The organism is Isoptericola sp. NPDC058082, from assembly GCF_042885055.1.
Taxonomy (GTDB): Bacteria; Actinomycetota; Actinomycetes; order Actinomycetales; family Cellulomonadaceae; genus Isoptericola.
Genome location: NZ_JBHVSQ010000005.1, coordinates 220,251 through 235,994 on the forward strand (window position 1 = coordinate 220,251; position 15,744 = coordinate 235,994).

At 74.3% G+C, this 15,744-nt stretch carries 18 protein-coding genes; 8 read left to right on the forward strand and 10 right to left on the reverse strand.

Annotation, left to right across the window (positions count from 1 at the left end; translation table 11 throughout):
* Together ACFVS0_RS09700 and ACFVS0_RS09705 are read right to left on the reverse strand one after the other, a co-directional pair.
* Nucleotides 1-567 (reverse strand): hypothetical protein, encoded by a 567-nt coding sequence (locus tag ACFVS0_RS09700; protein ID WP_430585406.1) that lies wholly within the window; start codon nt 565-567, stop codon nt 1-3.
* 45 nt (nt 568-612) lie between these two features.
* Nucleotides 613-1,305, reverse strand: a complete 693-nt coding sequence (locus ACFVS0_RS09705; RefSeq protein WP_430549857.1) for a winged helix-turn-helix transcriptional regulator — start codon at nt 1,303-1,305, stop codon at nt 613-615.
* A gap of 154 nt (nt 1,306-1,459) precedes the next feature.
* Between ACFVS0_RS09705 and ACFVS0_RS09710 the strand changes: the two genes are divergently transcribed.
* Nucleotides 1,460-2,299: a class I SAM-dependent methyltransferase gene (locus ACFVS0_RS09710; protein WP_430587818.1), complete on the forward strand. Its 840-nt coding sequence runs from the start codon at nt 1,460-1,462 to the stop codon at nt 2,297-2,299.
* A gap of 10 nt (nt 2,300-2,309) precedes the next feature.
* Here the strand turns inward: ACFVS0_RS09710 and ACFVS0_RS09715 are convergent, their stop codons facing one another.
* On the reverse strand, nt 2,310-3,074 hold the full coding sequence (locus ACFVS0_RS09715) for a tyrosine-protein phosphatase (RefSeq protein WP_430585408.1): 765 nt from the start codon (nt 3,072-3,074) through the stop codon (nt 2,310-2,312).
* 168 nt (nt 3,075-3,242) lie between these two features.
* Between ACFVS0_RS09715 and ACFVS0_RS09720 the strand changes: the two genes are divergently transcribed.
* The 3 genes from ACFVS0_RS09720 to ACFVS0_RS09730 are packed head-to-tail and all read left to right on the forward strand — an operon-like array spanning nt 3,243 to nt 6,207.
* On the forward strand, nt 3,243-4,268 hold the full coding sequence (locus tag ACFVS0_RS09720) for a putative F420-0 ABC transporter substrate-binding protein (protein WP_430587819.1): 1,026 nt from the start codon (nt 3,243-3,245) through the stop codon (nt 4,266-4,268).
* A complete protein-coding gene (locus tag ACFVS0_RS09725; protein WP_430563305.1) occupies nt 4,265-5,335 on the forward strand; it encodes a putative F420-0 ABC transporter permease subunit in 1,071 nt (356 codons plus the stop codon). Before ACFVS0_RS09720 ends, ACFVS0_RS09725 begins: the two co-directional genes overlap by 4 nt.
* Entirely contained in the window at nt 5,332-6,207 is an 876-nt protein-coding gene (locus ACFVS0_RS09730; RefSeq protein ID WP_430587820.1) for a putative F420-0 ABC transporter ATP-binding protein, read from the forward strand. The genes ACFVS0_RS09725 and ACFVS0_RS09730 overlap by 4 nt, the downstream gene beginning before the upstream one ends.
* A gap of 9 nt (nt 6,208-6,216) precedes the next feature.
* Here ACFVS0_RS09730 and ACFVS0_RS09735 read toward each other — a convergent pair whose 3' ends face one another.
* Both ACFVS0_RS09735 and ACFVS0_RS09740 read right to left on the reverse strand, forming a co-directional pair.
* A complete protein-coding gene (locus ACFVS0_RS09735; RefSeq protein WP_430549851.1) occupies nt 6,217-6,654 on the reverse strand; it encodes a CoA-binding protein in 438 nt (145 codons plus the stop codon).
* A 106-nt stretch (nt 6,655-6,760) separates the two neighbouring features.
* On the reverse strand, nt 6,761-7,222 hold the full coding sequence (locus tag ACFVS0_RS09740) for an anthrone oxygenase family protein (RefSeq protein WP_430585411.1): 462 nt from the start codon (nt 7,220-7,222) through the stop codon (nt 6,761-6,763).
* 49 nt (nt 7,223-7,271) lie between these two features.
* Here ACFVS0_RS09740 and ACFVS0_RS09745 point away from each other — a divergent pair, with 49 nt between their 5' ends.
* Nucleotides 7,272-7,742 (forward strand): hypothetical protein, encoded by a 471-nt coding sequence (locus tag ACFVS0_RS09745; RefSeq protein ID WP_430563303.1) that lies wholly within the window; start codon nt 7,272-7,274, stop codon nt 7,740-7,742.
* 114 nt (nt 7,743-7,856) lie between these two features.
* Here the strand turns inward: ACFVS0_RS09745 and ACFVS0_RS09750 are convergent, their stop codons facing one another.
* Nucleotides 7,857-8,555 carry a TetR/AcrR family transcriptional regulator C-terminal domain-containing protein gene (locus ACFVS0_RS09750; protein WP_430587821.1) on the reverse strand — a complete coding sequence of 233 codons (699 nt, stop codon included), beginning with the start codon at nt 8,553-8,555 and terminating at the stop codon, nt 7,857-7,859.
* A gap of 61 nt (nt 8,556-8,616) precedes the next feature.
* Here ACFVS0_RS09750 and ACFVS0_RS09755 point away from each other — a divergent pair, with 61 nt between their 5' ends.
* The 3 genes from ACFVS0_RS09755 to ACFVS0_RS09765 all read left to right on the forward strand — a co-directional run bounded on the left by ACFVS0_RS09755 (nt 8,617) and on the right by ACFVS0_RS09765 (nt 11,432).
* Nucleotides 8,617-9,519 carry an alpha/beta fold hydrolase gene (locus ACFVS0_RS09755; protein ID WP_430563301.1) on the forward strand — a complete coding sequence of 301 codons (903 nt, stop codon included), beginning with the start codon at nt 8,617-8,619 and terminating at the stop codon, nt 9,517-9,519.
* A gap of 93 nt (nt 9,520-9,612) precedes the next feature.
* Nucleotides 9,613-10,578 carry an ABC transporter ATP-binding protein gene (locus tag ACFVS0_RS09760; RefSeq protein ID WP_430587822.1) on the forward strand — a complete coding sequence of 322 codons (966 nt, stop codon included), beginning with the start codon at nt 9,613-9,615 and terminating at the stop codon, nt 10,576-10,578.
* Nucleotides 10,575-11,432: an ABC transporter permease subunit gene (locus ACFVS0_RS09765; protein ID WP_430587823.1), complete on the forward strand. Its 858-nt coding sequence runs from the start codon at nt 10,575-10,577 to the stop codon at nt 11,430-11,432. Before ACFVS0_RS09760 ends, ACFVS0_RS09765 begins: the two co-directional genes overlap by 4 nt.
* An 18-nt stretch (nt 11,433-11,450) precedes the next feature.
* Here ACFVS0_RS09765 and ACFVS0_RS09770 read toward each other — a convergent pair whose 3' ends face one another.
* The 4 genes from ACFVS0_RS09770 to ACFVS0_RS09785 are packed head-to-tail and all read right to left on the reverse strand — an operon-like array spanning nt 11,451 to nt 15,682.
* Nucleotides 11,451-12,377, reverse strand: coding sequence for an ABC transporter permease (locus ACFVS0_RS09770; protein WP_430587824.1), 927 nt, complete (start codon nt 12,375-12,377; stop codon nt 11,451-11,453).
* Nucleotides 12,374-13,300 carry an ABC transporter permease gene (locus tag ACFVS0_RS09775; RefSeq protein WP_430585417.1) on the reverse strand — a complete coding sequence of 309 codons (927 nt, stop codon included), beginning with the start codon at nt 13,298-13,300 and terminating at the stop codon, nt 12,374-12,376. Before ACFVS0_RS09775 ends, ACFVS0_RS09770 begins: the two co-directional genes overlap by 4 nt.
* The gene (locus tag ACFVS0_RS09780) at nt 13,297-14,421 is read right to left on the reverse strand and encodes an ABC transporter ATP-binding protein (protein ID WP_430587825.1); all 1,125 of its coding nucleotides are present in this window, start codon (nt 14,419-14,421) and stop codon (nt 13,297-13,299) included. Before ACFVS0_RS09780 ends, ACFVS0_RS09775 begins: the two co-directional genes overlap by 4 nt.
* 7 nt (nt 14,422-14,428) lie before the next feature.
* Entirely contained in the window at nt 14,429-15,682 is a 1,254-nt protein-coding gene (locus tag ACFVS0_RS09785; protein WP_430587826.1) for an extracellular solute-binding protein, read from the reverse strand.
* Between the last annotated feature and the right edge of the window lie 62 nt (nt 15,683-15,744).

The following is a 15,744-nucleotide window of genomic DNA, read 5'->3' on the forward strand; positions in this document are numbered from 1 at the left end:
TCAGCGTCCCACCACGGGGCTGGCGGGGGCACCGGGGTCCGGCCAGCCGGCGAGGTGCCCGAGCCACGCGAGGGCGAGCCACGACCCCTCGAGGTCCAGCTCCGTCCCCGGACCCGTGACGCGCGCGGAGCAGAGTGCGTCCAGCGTCCACGGTCCCTGCTCCGCCGGCGCGAGCGTCAGCGACCGGAGCGTCAGCGTCGTGCGGTCCAGCTCGACGTCGGCGGGCGCCGCACCGGACGTCGCCGGCAGCGCGGCCCAGGTCCGCCGGCGCGAGGTCCACAGGGTCGGGCGCTCGCCGTCGACCTCGGCGAGCCCGTCCGCGGTGCCGCCGACGACGGCGCAGGGCAGCTCGGCGACGGGCTCGGCGGGGTCGCGCGGCACCCGCGGCGGCTCGTCCCCGAGGCTCGCCACGTCGCCCGTCGGCGCGTTCCCGTTCGCGATCGACAGCGCGAGGTCCACGGCGGCGCGCACGAGGCCCGACGCCGCGCCCGCGCTCTCGCGCACCCCGCGCCGCTGCCGGCGCGGGCGTCGCCACGAGATCACGTCCTGGACCCGGGGACTCGTCATGGCGTCGACCGTAGCGCCACCACGGTCACGCCACGCCCGGCGACGTCACGCCCCGGCGACCGCCGGGTCCGGCCGGGGCACGTGCGCGAAGACCGACTGCCCCAGCCAGCGGGGCACCTGGCGCCGTGCCACCTCGGGGCCCACGAGGTCCACCTCGCGCGAGCGCAGCGCGTTCGCCCAGGTCACGTCCCCCCGCCACAGGCGGGTGAGGGCCCGCAGCGGCGTCGTCACGACCACCGCAGCGTCGTAGCCGGGGTCGTAGTCGCACACCTCGACCTGCCCGTCGCGCACGACGATCCACCACCGGGACACCCGGGGGGCCACGTCGGTGAGCACGATCCCGAGGACGGTCCGCTCCCGGGGCCAGGCGGCGACGTCGATCGTGCGGCGCATGTCCCACAGCAGCAGGTGCGGGTCGAGGTCCTCCTCACCGAGCCCGCCGACCCACCGCGTGCCCCAGGCGCCGAGCGCCTCGACCACCGGCCGCAGCTCCTCGCCGGCGGGCGTGAGCACGTAGCGGACGTGGCCCTCGTCACCGGCGCGTCGCACGACGCCCGCACGTTCCAGGGTCCGCAGCCGCTTCGACAGCAGCGTGGGCGACATCTTCGGGTTGCCGCGCCGCAGCTCGTTGAACCGCGAGCTGCCGAGCAGCAGCTCGCGCACGACGAGCAGCGTCCACCGCTCGTCGAGCACCTCCATCGCCTTGGCGACGGGGCAGAACTGCCCGTAGCCCGCCATCCCCCCAGTGAACGCCCGCGACGCGCGGCGGGCCAGTACAGATCCAGGACTTCGCCCGGTCCAGATCCGGCACTGGATCGCGGCCGGCGCCGGGCGCACCGTGAAGGGGTCGGCACGGTCCCGTGCCGGTCACCGTGGAGCGAAGGAGCCCCTCATGAGCGTCACCGATCCCCGGACCGTCCCCGCCGAGCTGCTCGAGACGGTCCGCACCAAGCACCGCGCCGTCTGGGAGTCGGGCGACTATCCAGCCGTCGCGGACCAGGTCATCCCCTCGTTGGGGGCCGTCCTCGTGGAGGCGTGCGACGTCGGCCCGGGCGACCGGGTGCTCGACGTCGGCGCCGGCTCGGGCAACGCGTCGATCCCGGCCGCGCTGGCGGGGGCCGACGTCATCGCCTCCGACCTGTCCCCCGAGCTCCTCGAGGCGGGCCGACGACGCGCCGAGGCCACGGGCGCCACCCTGCGCTGGGAGCCGGCCGACGCGCACGCGCTCCCGTTCGACGACGGCGCGTTCGACGTCACCCTGTCGTGCGTGGGCGTGATGTTCGCGCCGTTCCACCAGCTCGCGGCCACCGAGCTCGCACGGGTGACCCGCCCCGGCGGCACGATCGGGAACGTCGCGTGGACGCCGGACGGGTTCATCGGCCAGATGTTCGCGACCCTCAAGCCCTACGCGCCCCCGCCGCCGCCCGGGGCCCTCCCGCCGCCGCTGTGGGGCACCGAGGAGCACGTGCTCGCGCTCTTCGGCGACCGCGTCACCGACGTCCGGGCCGAGGTGCACGGGCTCGTCGTCGACCGCTTCTCCGACGGCGCCGCGTTCCGCGACTTCTTCAAGGCCACCTACGGGCCGACCATCGTGACGTACCGGCACCTCGGGGACGACGACGCCCGGGCGGCCGAGCTCGACGACGCGCTGGCCGCGCTCGGCGACCGGCACCTGCGGGACGACGGCACGATGGTCTGGGACTACCTGCTGGTGCGCGCGACCCGGGCGTGAGCCCGCGCCCTCACCCCGCGGCGATGAGGCGGTGACGGACCCGGTCGAGCTCCGGGTCCGTCACGCCGTGCGCGCGCAGGTAGTCCGCCGGGTCCACGCCGTCGAGGAAGTCCCCGAGCGCCGCGGCGACGGCGTCGCACCAGGCCGCCAGCGCGTCGGGCGCGCGGTGCGGCTCGCTCCATCCCGGCTCGGTGACGGCCCGGTCGTTGTTCGCGCGCACGGCCCGCAGGTAGTCGTCGACGACGACCGGGCGGGGGACGCCGACGAGGGTCAGCAGCAGGGCGGTGACCATGCCGGTCCGGTCGCGCCCGCCTGCACAGTGGTAGACGACGGCGCCGTCGGGCGCGTCGGCGATCGTGCGGAACACGTCGGTGACGAGCCCGGGCCAGCGCTCGAGCACGGTCGCGTAGTAGCGCGGGGTGTCGAGGTGCGGCGCCCAGGCGCGCATGAACTCCTCGTCGTCCGGGTCCTCGACGGGGCGGTGGTGCCGTGTCACGGTCGGCGGCAGCTCCAGCGGCTCGATCTCGGCCGCGTTGCGCAGGTCGACGACGGTGCGCACGCCCGCGGCGGCCATCGCCGCGAGACCCTCGGGGCCGGCGTCGTCGAGCCGCGACGTCCGGTAGAGGCTCCCGGTCCGGGTGCGCCCGCCGTCGGCGGTGGGCAGCCCGCCCAGGTCGCGGGCGTTCGGCAGCGCGCCCCAGTGCACCGCGCGGGCGTCGGGGCCGGTCGAGGCGGGGGCCGCCCCCGCGGGCGAGGTGTCGGTCGGGATGCTCACGGGCGTCAGGCAACCACACGTCGTCGGCTGGGCGTACTAGGCTCGACGCCGGATCACGGGCACGACTCTGGCCCGTCGGCGCGACCCGGGCTGTGGGCCGCGGTTCCACCGGCGCGAGATGGCGCGCCGTCGGACGACACCACCGACGACGACCCCTGGAGCTTCCGCGTGCCCCGACTCCCCCGTACCGCCGTGCCCGGCGTTGCCCTGCTCGCCCTGTCCCTCGCCGCCCTCACCGGCTGCGGCCAGGACCCTGCCGACGCCGCGCCCTCGGCCGCCCCGGCGGACGGGTCCGCCGGGGGGACCACCTACCCGCTGACGCTCGACAACTGCGGTGTCGAGACGACGGTCGACGGCGCACCGCAGCGCGTGGTGACGATCAAGTCGAGCACCACGGAGATGCTGCTCGCCCTCGGGCTCGGCGACCGCATCGTCGGGTCGGCGTTCCTCGACGGCCCCGTGCCGGACTCGCTGGCCGACGCCGCCGCCGACGTGCCCGCCGTCGCCGAGCCGATGGCGGAGCAGGTGCCCGGCGCGGAGGCCGTGCTCGGCCTGGAGCCCGACCTCGTCTACGCCGGCTGGGAGTCCAACCTCACCGCCGACGGCGCGGGCGACCGTGCCACGCTGGCGAAGCTCGGCGTGGCGACCTACGTCTCCCCCGCCGCCTGCAAGGCGCCGGAGTACATGCCTGACCCGCTGACCTTCGACGACGTCTTCGCCGAGATCGACGAGGTGGGCGAGGTCTTCGACGCCTCCGACGCCGCCGACGACCTCGTCGCGACGCAGAAGGACGCGCTCGCGTCCGTCGCCCCCGACGACCGCGGCCTCACCGCGCTCTGGTACTCCTCGGGCGACGACATCCCCTACGTCGGGGCGGGCATCGGCGCGCCGCAGATGATCATGGACGCCGTCGGCCTGGAGAACGTCGCGGGCGACGTGGACGACACCTGGACGTCGTTCTCCTGGGAGCAGGCGATCGAGGCGGACCCGGACGTCGTCGTGCTCGTCGACGCGACGTGGAACAGCGCGGAGCAGAAGATCGAGCGGCTCGAGTCGAACCCCGCCACCGCCCGGATGACGGCCGTGCGCGAGGGGCGCTACCTCATCGTGCCGTTCCCCGCGTCCGAGGCCGGCGTGCGCAACGTCGACGCCGTCGTCGACCTCGCCGACCAGCTGGCGGGCCTCGACCTGTGACCACCGTCGCCGAGCCGGTCCGCACCCCGCCGTCGACGTCGTCGACGGCGCGGCGGGGCGCGGCCTGGTGGCTGCCCGCGTCGGTGGTCGTGCTCGTCGCGACCGTCCTCGTGACCGTGACGGTCGGCCCGGCGGACCTGTCCGTCGCGGACGTGTGGCGTTCGATCGCGACGCACGTCGGCCTCGGCGGCGCGCTGGGCCTCGAGCCGCTCGACGCGCTGCCGGACGGCATGGTCTGGGAGCTGCGGCTGCCCCGCGTGCTCACCGCCGCGGCGGTGGGGGCGGGTCTCGCGGTGTGCGGCGTCGTCATGCAGTCCCTCACGCGCAACCCGCTCGCGGACCCCTACCTGCTGGGACTGTCGTCCGGGGCGTCGCTGGGAGCGGTGCTCGTGCTGGTCGCCGGGCTGACGGTGCTGCTGCCGGTCGCCGCGTTCGGCGGCGCGGTCGCGGCGCTCGCTGCCGCCCTCGGGCTGGCCGGCGCGATCGGCACGATCACGCCGACCCGCACCGTGCTGGCCGGGCTGGCGGTGAGTCAGCTCGCCGCGGCCGCGACGAGCTTCGTCATCTTCTGGTCCGCCACCGGCGACTCGTACCGCGAGATCCTGTCGTGGCTCATGGGGTCGGTCGCGGGCGCGACCTGGACCTCGGTCGCGATCACCGGCGTGGCCGTGCTGGTGCTGGGCACCCTGCTCGCCTCGACCGGCTCGATCCTCGACGCGTTCACCTTCGGCGACACCGCGGCCGCCACGCTCGGCGTGCCCGTCGCGCGGGTGCGGTGGCTGCTGCTGGTGGGCGTCGCGCTGCTCACGGGCGCCCTGGTGTCCCAGAGCGGGTCGATCGGGTTCGTCGGCCTGATCCTGCCGCACGCCGTACGGCTGCTCACCGGTGCGCGGCACCGGCTGCTCCTGCCGCTGTCCGCGCTGTGCGGGGCGTCGTTCCTCGTCTGGGCCGACACGCTCGCCCGCACGGTCTTCGCCCCCCGCGAGGTGCCCGTGGGCATCGTCACCGCCGCGATCGGCGCGCCCGTGTTCGCCCTGCTGCTGTGGCGCGGCCGGAGGATCGCATGACCACCGAGACCCGCTCCCAGGCTCGCACCGAGACCCGCACCGGCACCCCCGCCCGGGACGCCGCGGCTCCGGCCGCCGACGGCCTGGACGCCGCCCGGGTCTCGTGGTCGACGAGCGGCCGCCTGATCCTCGACGGCGTGGACGTCACCGCACCCGCGGGCGCGGTGACCGGGCTGCTCGGTCCGAACGGCTCGGGCAAGTCCACGCTGCTGCGCGTGCTCGCCGGGGTGCAGGCGCCGACGGACGACGGGCCCTCGGGCGGCGCACGCGTCGTCTTCGGTGGCGCCGACCTCCTCGCCCTGCCGCGGCGTCGTCGCGCACGGACGCTCGCGTTCGTCGAGCAGGAGGCGTCCACCGACCTGCCGGTGACGGTGCTCGACGCCGTCCTGCTCGGCCGCATCCCCCACCGCTCCCTGCTGGCCGGTGACTCCGCGGACGACCGCGCCGCCGCCCGGCGCGCCCTCGACGACGTCGGGGCGGCGCACCTTGCCGACCGCGAGGTCACGACCCTCTCCGGCGGCGAGCGCCAGCGCGTGCACATGGCGCGCGCCCTGGCGCAGGAGCCCGCGCTCGTCCTGCTGGACGAGCCGACCAACCACCTCGACATCGCCGCCCAGCTCGACGCGCTACGCATCCTGCGCGACCTCGCCGACCGGGGCGTCACCGTGCTCGCCGCCCTGCACGACCTCCAGCTCGCCGCCCAGCACTGCGACCACGTGGTGCTGCTGTCCGGAGGCCGCGTCGTCGTCGCCGGCGACGTGCGCGACGTCCTCGTGCCCGACGTCCTCGACCCCGTCTACGGCGTGCGCACCGAGGTGCTCACCCACCCGCGCACCGGTCGCCCGGTGCTGACGTTCGAGCCGGCCGACTGATCCGCTGCATCAGGCCCGCGGACGCCGCCCCAGCTCGATGGCCGGGCAACGGTCCATCACCATGTCGAGTCCGGCGGCGCGGACGCGGGCCGCGGCGGCCTCGTCGACGACGTCGAGCTGGAACCACACCGCCTTGGCGCCGATCGCGATCGCCTCGTCGGCGACGGCCCCGGCCAGCTCGGAGCGGACGAAGACGTCCACGACGTCGACCGGGAACGGGATGTCCGCCAGGCTCGCGTAACCCTGCTCGCCGTGCACGGTCTCGGCGCGCGGGTGCACGGGCACGATCCGCTTGCCCGCGCGCTGCAGCACCCCCGCGACGCCGTACGCGGCCCGCTCCGTGTTCGTGGACAGCCCGACGACGGCCCAGGTGGTGGTCTCGTCGAGGACGCGGTCGATGGTCGCGTCGACGTCGGTGGTGGTCTCGCTGACCTCTGAGCTGCTCATGCCTCGTGCAACCGGCACCTCGATCGGCCTGTTCCAGTCGCGCGGGTCCCTGATCCTCATGCGTGCCCCCTCGTCGTCCGTTCCGTCCGAGCCCTCGTCCGAGCCGTCATGCGACCGCCAGCGCCACGCCCGCGAGCGCGCACGACGCGGCGCAGGCGACGGTCCGCACGTGGTTGAGCCGGCTCCAGGGCCGGTCGAACGCGGCCCACCCGGCGGCGTCCCGGTGCGCCATGACGTGGTTGTTCAGCGGCACGTTGCCCACCGCCGTCACCCCGAGCATGCCCACGACCACCAGCACGGCGCTCGCCACGACCAGCCACGCGCCGTCATACCCGCCGACGAGACCGACCACCGCCGAGCCCGCGGGCACGACCACGGCCGCGCCGAACAGGGTCATGAACGGTGGCCGGACGGCGTCCTCGTTGATCGCCGCGATCGCGGCGGCCGCCGCCGCGGGGTCGAGCCTGCGCAGCCCCGGCATGACGAAGGTCGAGAACGCCGCGAACACCCCGCCCGCCAGACCGGTGGTCAGCACGGTCAGCACGAGGAGCACGCCCCAGGGGTCCATGGGCCCATCCAACCAGCGGGACGGCCCCGGCCGCAGCAGGATGGACCGCATGCCCGTGCCTCCGGCCGTCTCCAAGGCCACCAAGCGCTTCAACCCGTACGCCCTCAAGGTGAGCTCGCGCGTGCCGCCGTGGGTCACGCTGCACCACACGGGCCGCAAGAGCGGCCGCGAGTACCGCACCCCCGTGGTGGCGTTCGCCGCCCGGGCGCCGATCGACACGCGGGTCGCTCGGCCCGGCGACCCGGTCGAGATCGGGGAGTACCGCGACATCCTCGTGCTGACACCGCTGCCCTGGGGCCCGGACGTGGACTGGTGCCGCAACGTGCGCGCCGCGGGCTCGTACCGGCTCACCCGCAAGGGGGTCGACTACCGCGCGGACCAGCTCCGCGTCGTGGACGCCGACGACGCCCGCGGGATGCTCGGCGGGTTCGTCGGCGCGGCGTCGGGGCTGATCGGCATCGAGTCGTTCCTCGTCGGGCGGCTGCACCGCTGGCCGGTCGACGAGCCAGGGCAGGGCTGAGGACCCGACGGCGTCGGCGGCGCGGGGCAGCTCCCCGGACACGAGGCCGGCGCCCGACGGTCCGTCCGCGCGCGCCCCGAGCAGAACACCGCGCGGCACTCGGCCGGTGGCGCGTCAGGCGTCCGCGCCGTCGAGCAGCCCCGTCAGGATCCGGGGCAGCAGACGACCCAGCAGGTCCTGGTCGCCCGTCGCGGGGGCCGACGTCGCGATCGCCCGCGCGAGGTGCGGATGCTCCCCGGCGACGACGACCGCGCGGAGGTACTCCTCCTGCGCCGACCGCCACTCCTCGGTCGAGCGGTCCGCGGCGAGCTCGGTCGCGGCGAGCGTCGCCACGAGCCCGATCGTCAGGCCCACGGCCTCGAGCTTGACCTGGCCGGGCGCGTCGACCGGGTCCAGCGCGGCGAGCGCCCGCTCGAGGAGGACGACGCCGTGGGGCGTCATCGGCGGCTGCGCCTGCAGGACGTCGACGGTCCACGGGTGACTCCGGCAGAGGGAGTCCAGCGCGCGGGCGAGCGCGAGGACGTCGGCCTGCCAACCCCCGGTGAGGGAGGGGTACCGGACGTCGGCGAGCACCGCGTCGAGCATGAGCTGGATCAGCTCGTCGCGGCTGTCGACGTACCGGTACAGCGCGGTGGCGCCGGCTCCGATCGCGGCCGCCACCTTGCGCATCGACACGGCTCCGAGGCCCCCGGCGTCGGCCAGTCGGACCGCAGCGGCCGCGATGCCGGCGCGGTCGTGCCCGGGTGCCGGTCCGCGGCCCGCCCGTTCGGTCCGCAGCCAGATGCTGCGGGGCCGCTCGCTCTCTGCGTACATCGCTCGCAGTCTAGTAGCCTGGAGTTCAGCGAACACTGTTCACAGAGAGCCGAGGCGCCCGATGACCCCGCCGACCCGCTTTGCCACCCATGACGACGTCACCATCGCGTACGAGACGTTCGGCGACCCGGCCTCCGGCGAGCCGCTCCTGCTGATCATGGGGCTGGACTTCCAGATGGTGTGGTGGCCCGACGCCCTCTGCGAGCTGCTGGTCGACGCAGGGTTCGCCGTCGTGCGATTCGACAACCGCGACACCGGGCTCTCCACGCACTTCACGTCGCCGGCACGACAGAACCCCTGGCGGGCGATGCTCGGCGGGACGGCCCCGGCGTACACCGGCACGGACATGCTCGACGACGTCGAGACCGTGCTGGACGCCGTCGGATGGACGTCGGCGCACCTGCTGGGCATCTCGCTCGGCGCCGGCGTCGCGCAGGCGGCCGCGCTCCGACGTCCGACCCGGGTCCGCAGCCTGACCAGCTGCTGCGGCCTGCCGTGCACCGCCCCCGCGTGGCGCAGGTTGGCGTACGTGCGGTTCGGCATCTTCCGCGAGCTGGCGAGGCTCGGCGAGCCGACCACGTCCGCAGAGGCCGTCGACGTCCTGGTGGCGATCTGGCGGGCCCTCTCCGACCCGGCGCCGATCGACGAGGAGTGGGCCCGCCAGGCCGCGACCGTGAGCCACGACCGCGCGCCCCGGGACCCGCGCACCACCCAGCGGCAGCTCGCCGCGTGGTCCCGGGAGCGCCTGCCCGCGCTCTCGACCCTCCGCGTCCCGACCCTCGTGGTCTCCGGCGAGGACGACCCGCTCATGAAGGTGTCGGGCGGGCGCGACGTCGCCCGTCAGGTCCCGGGCGCCGTCTTCCGGACCCACCCGGGGATGGGGCACACGCTCCCGGAGAGGGTCTGGCCGGCGCTCGTCGCGGACCTGCGGCGGCTGGCGGACCGGGCGAGGGCAGCGGCCTAGGTGAACCCCCCTGGGCGCCGGGCGCGGCACCAGGGCCGGTTTCAGGGACCTCCCGGTTCTGTGACGCCGGTCACCTTCCGTACGTTCGACGGCATGATCGAGGCACAGGGTCTGTCCAAGCACTACGGGAGCACGACCGCCGTCGAGCGCGTCACCTTCACGGTGCGGCCCGGCGTCGTCACCGGCTTCCTCGGCCCCAACGGGGCGGGCAAGTCCACCACCATGCGCATGATCATGGGGCTCGACCGGCCCTCCGCGGGCTCGGTCACCGTCAACGGCCGCGCGTACGCGCGGCACCGGTCCCCGCTCACCGAGGTGGGCGCGCTCCTCGAGGCCCGTGCCGTGCACCCCGGCCGGACGGCGCGGTCGCACCTGCGCGCGCTGGCCGCCACGCACGGCATCCCCGACCGGCGGGTCGACGAGGTCATCGACATGACCGGCCTGGCCTCCGTGGCCCGCAAGCGGGTCGGCGGGTTCTCGCTCGGCATGGGCCAGCGGCTCGGCATCGCGTCGGCACTGCTGGGCGACCCGCGCACGCTCATCCTCGACGAGCCCGTCAACGGCCTCGACCCCGAGGGCGTGCTGTGGGTGCGCAACCTCGCGCGCTTCCTGGCGGGCGAGGGCCGCACCGTCTTCCTGTCCAGCCACCTCATGAGCGAGATGGCGCTCACCGCCGACCACGTCATCGTCATCGGGCGCGGCCGCATCCTCGCCGACGCTCCGGTCAGCGACGTCGTCGAGGCCGCGTCGCGGCGCGCGGTCACCGTCCGCACCCCCGGCCCATCGGCCCTGCGCACCGCGCTGGAGCGCGCGGGCGCCGCCGTCGTCGTGCCCGACGTCGCCCACGAGGGCTCGCTGGAGGTCACGGGCCTGGACGCCGCCGCGATCGGCGAGATCGCCCTCACCGCCGGCGTCGCGCTGCACGAGCTGACCCCGGTCGCCTCGACCCTCGAGGACGCCTACCTGGAGCTCACGGCGGACGCCGTCGAGTACCGCACCGACGACACCTCCGACCAGCTGGCGGCCGCCGGCACGACGAGCACGGGAGACCCGTCATGAGCGCCACCACCACCCTGGTCGCGGACCGCGCGCCGGAAGCCGACGCCCACGTGACCTTCGCGCGCGTGCTGCGCTCGGAGCGGCTCAAGCTGTGGTCGCTGCGCTCCACCTGGTGGGGCGTGGCGCTGACGGTGCTGCTCATGGCGGGGCTCGCGGCGCTCATGGCCGCGACGCTCGGGTCGGCCGCGAGCTCGCCCGGCATGCAGGAGACCATGAGCGCCGACCCGCGGCTCGCGACCCCGAGCGGCGCCGTCGCGGTGACGTTCGGGTACGGGTTCGCGCAGCTCACCGTGGCAGTGCTCGCCGTCCTGACCATCACCGGCGAACACTCCACCGGGATGATCCGCGCGACCTTCGCCGCCGTGCCCCGGCGGCTGCCCGTCCTGTGGGCCAAGCTCCTGGTCGTCGCGGCGACGACGGCGCTGCTGGCCGTCGTCGGCCTGGCCGCGGCCTGGCTCGCGACGGCGTCCTCGCTGTCCGCCGACGGACTCGCGCTGGACCTCTCCGACGGCGAGCATCTCCGCGCCCTGGGCGGCACGGTCGCGTACCTGGTGACCGTCGCCGCGCTGTCGCTGGGCATCGGCGCCCTCTGGCGGAGCACCGCGGCCGGGATCGCCACCACCCTGGGCCTGCTGATGGTGCTGCCGCTGCTGTTCCAGGTGCTCGCCGGCTCGGCCGCCTGGGCGCAGGACGTCTACGCCTACCTCCCGACCGTGGCCGGCGAGCGCCTCGTCGCCACCGGGCCCGCCCCGGACGGGCTCCTCTCCCCCGGCGCCGGGTTCGCGGTGCTGGCCGCCTACGCGACGGCGGTGATCGCCGCGGCCGCCGTCGCCGTCCGGCGCCGCGACGCGTGACCGCGCTCGCGGCCGGGCTCAGTCGTCGCGCGCCTCCTTCACCTGGGCGACCAGCTGGGTCGGGTTCACGAACCTCAGGGCGGCGACGAGCATGACGAGCATCGTCGCCGTGTACATGACGGCCATGGCGGAGACGAGCTGGCGGGCCTCGCCGCCGCCCGCCGACGTCATGGCGCGGTAGATCGCCACGACGAGGGTGTCGGACTGCGGCCCGGACACGAGGAACGTCAGCTCGAACATGCCGACGGTGCGCACCAGCACGAGGATCGACGCCGCGAGGATGCCGGGCACGAGCAGCGGGGCCAGGATGCGCGTGAACACCTGCCGCATCCCGGCGCCGCACATGCGCGCCGCGGACTCGATCGCGGGGTTGATCTGCTCGATGAACGGCGTCATGGTCAGGATCACGAACGGCACCGAGGGCACCAGGTTGACGAGGATCACCGCGATCACCGACCGGCCCAGTCCGAACGCGTACATCACGGTGGCGAGCGGGATGCCGAACGTGATCGGCGGCATGAGGATCGGCAGCAGGAAGAGCAGGTTCACCAGACGCTTGCCGGGGAAGCTCCGCCGTGCCAGCAGGTACGCCGCCGGCACGCCGATCAGCACGGACAGCACGACGACGGCGAGCGCCACCCCCACCGTCACGCCCACCACGTGCGTGAGGTCGAACCGGTCCCACGAGCTCGCGTACCACTCGGTGGTCCACTCGGCCGGCAGCCACGTGTCGAACCACGACCGCCCGAACGAGTCCACGACCACGGCCGTGATGATGCCGAGCAGGAACACCAGGAACGCTGCCATGCCCGCCCAGACGAACCACGTCGACGGCGACGCCGCCAACGACCGCTCGCCCGGGGGCCTGCCCGCCGCGCCCCGCGCGCGGGCCGGAGCGTCCTGCGGCGCGCCCGACGTCGTCGTCGGGCTCTCGAGCGTGCTCATCCCTTGCCTCCCGTCGATCCCTTGTAGAGCAGCGACCGCCAGGCGAGCACGACCGCGATGACGATCAGCTCGACGACGCCCATCATGAGGGCGATGGTCGAGGCCATCGCGTAGTCGTTCTGCTCGCCGAAGGCGCGGAACGCCATGAGCGACATCACGCGCGTGGAGCCCATCGCGTCACCGACGAGGCGGGCGGACGGGAACACCGAGAACGCCAGCACGAACGTGAGGATGAACGTGGTGGCCAGCCCGGGCGCGAGCAGCGGCAGGGTGATCCGCCGGAACCGCTGCCACCAGCCGGCGCCGAGCGTGCGCGCCGCCGAGTCGAGCGACGGGTCGATGCCCGACAGGTAGCTCGACACCAGCAGGAAAGCGAACGGGAACCCGGTGATGATCAGCGAGAACATCACGCCGGTGTAGTTGTTCACGAGCTGCACCGGCTCGTCGACGAGCCCCGTCGCCAGCAGGAACCGGTTGAGCCACCCCTGGCGCCCGGCGAAGATGAGCAGCCCCTGCGCCGTGAGCACCGTGCCGAGCGTGATCGGCAGCACCAGCACCGACGTCATGAACCGCTTGAAGCGGAACTTGCGGCGCAGCACCATCGCCACGGGGATCGACGCGAGCACGTTGAACAGCGCCGCCGGCAGGGCGAGGCGCATCGTGATCCAGATCGAGTCGAAGACGAACGGGTCGCGGAAGAACGCCACGTAGTTCGCCAGGATCCCGCCGCCCCACTGCTCCTGGGTGGCGGCGCTCGGCTGGAAGGTGAGCCCGATCCCGTACGAGAACGGGTACACGAACAGCGCGAGCGCGAAGACCAGCGCGGGCACCATGAGCCACAGCGACGAGTCGATGCCGCGCTCCGCGAGCCGGTGCCGCAGGCTCGCGGTGCTGCGCGCGGGGTGGTCGGCGACGGCGGTCATGCCACCGTCACCGCCTCCGCCCGGTCGGCGGCCGCCGGCGCCGCCGAGAGCTCCGCCGGGAACACGAGCACCCGGTCGGAGGCCGCGGTGAGGCGCACGGCGTCGCCCACCGCGGGCGCCGTCGGCGTGCGCACGTGCAGCGTGGCGCCGTCCGCCGTCTGCACCACCACGGCGAACTCCCGACCGTGGTACTCGACGACGGCGACCACGCCCTCGACGACGTTGCCGTCGCGCGGCGCGTGGCCGTCGGCCAGCACCGTGAGGTCGTCCGGCCGCACCGCCACCCGGACCTCGTCGCCCGCCGCGACGTCGCCCACCGTGCGACCGTGCAGCGTCAGCCCGCCGACGCGGACGGCGCCCTCGCCGCCCAGGGTCCCGGCGAGGATGTTGCGGTAGCCCATGAAGTCCGCGACGTGCCAGTTGCGCGGGTGGTCGTAGAGGTCGTCCGGTGCACCGATCTGCTGCACCCTGCCCTCGCGCAGCACGACGAGGCGGTCGGCCAGGGACAGCGCCTCCTCCTGGTCGTGCGTCACGTAGATCGTCGTGAGCCCCAGCTCCTGGTGCAGCCGCCGGATCTCCGTGCGCATGTCGAGCCGCAGCTTCGCGTCGAGGTTCGACAGCGGCTCGTCCATGAGCACCAGCGACGGCTCCAGCACCACCGCGCGCGCGATCGCGACGCGCTGCTGCTGCCCGCCGGAGAGCTGGCCCGGCAGCTTCTTGGCGTGCTGCTCCAGCTTCACCAGCGCGATGGCCTCGGCGACCCGCCGCGTGACGTCCGCGCGCGGCAGGCCCCGCATCTGCAGCCCGAACGCGACGTTCTTCTCCACGGTGAGGTGCGGGAAGAGCGCGTAGCTCTGGAACACCATCCCGAAGCCGCGCTTCTCGCTCGGCACCGTGTCCACCCGACGCCCGTCGAGCAGGATCTGTCCGTGGGTCAGCGGGAGCAGGCCCGCGAGGCAGTTGAGCGCCGTCGACTTGCCGCAGCCCGACGGGCCGAGCAGGGCGATGAACTCGCCCGCCCGGACCGTCAGGTCGAGGCCCGCCAGGGCCTGGTGGCCGCCGAAGCTGCGCCCGACGTCGCGCAGCTCCAACGACTCGAACGTGCCGGCCGTGATCGCCATCGAGCCCTCACTCCTCCGTGTACTTGCCGGCACCGACCTCGCGGTCCCAGAGGTCGAAGGCCTTGACCATCGCGTCCGGGGCGAGCGGCGTCGTCGACGGGGCCGACTCGATGAGGTCGTCGTACCAGTCGCGGCCATACTTCTCGATGGTCTCCTGCGACTCCTGCGGGGCCTTGTCGAGCGTGGCGCCCTCGACCGCGGGGCCGGGGTAGAAGTAGCCGTGGTCGTAGGCCTTGGCGTTCTGCTCCGGCGTGAGGACGTCCTGCAGCAGCAGGAGGATCGCCGAGATCTTGTCCGCCGACTGCCCCTTCGGGATCGCGGCGTAGTGCGCGTCGGTCACCCAGGTGAAGTCGTCGAACGGGGCCGCCTCGAGCGTGTTCGGCAACCGGCCGTCGGTGCGCGGCTCGATCTCCCAGCCCGTCGTCGTGGGGATCATGCTCCAGGTGCCGTCGCCGACGTTGGTGACGACCTGCCCGGTGCCGGTCGGGTAGTTGTCGACGTACTGGCCCAGCTCCTTGAGGTAGGCCCACGTCTTGTCCCAGCCGTTCTCCGGATCCTTCGGGTCCTTGTCGCCCAGGATGTACGGCAGGCCCATGAGGAACGTGCGGCCGGGGCCGGAGTTCGCGGGTCGCGCGTACCCGAACTTGCCCGGGTTGGCCTTCGCCCAGTCGAGCAGCTCCTGGGGTGTCGACGGCACGTCCGTCACGACCTCCGGGTCGTACTGGAGCAGCGGCCCGGACGGGTAGTACGTGACGACGACGCCGTACCCCTCGGCGAGGTCCTGCATGGCCGCCGCCGGCTCGAGGTAGTTCTCCTGGTTCGACAGGCGGTCGCCGAAGTCGTCGATGACGGGCACCCACAGGTCCTGCGCGATGCCGGCGGACAGGCCGTCGTTGCCGGTCAGCACGAGGTCCACCGAGAGGTTCCCGGAGTCCACCTGGGGCTTCACGATGCCCGTGACGTCCGGCGCGCCGCCGGTCTCCCAGGTGACGGACGAGACGACGTCGGGGTTCGCCTCGACGAACGCGTCGACCATCGGCTCGGTGAGCTTCTGGTTCCCCGCGACGTCGAGGATGTGCAGCTCGACGGGCTCCGACGGGGCGTCGGGGACGTCGGCCGCGTCGGTCACGGCGGGACCGCTGCCGTCGCCCTCGGCCGCCGGTGGGGCGCAGCCCGCCACGGTGACGACGCCGAGACCGGCGAGGCAGAGGAGTGCGGCAGTACGGGACACGCTGGATGACCGCATGACGGAGGTACGCATGAGACCTGCTTCCTTCTGATTCGGGGCGACGTTGGCCCGGGGACGTCAGGAGCCCTCGTCGA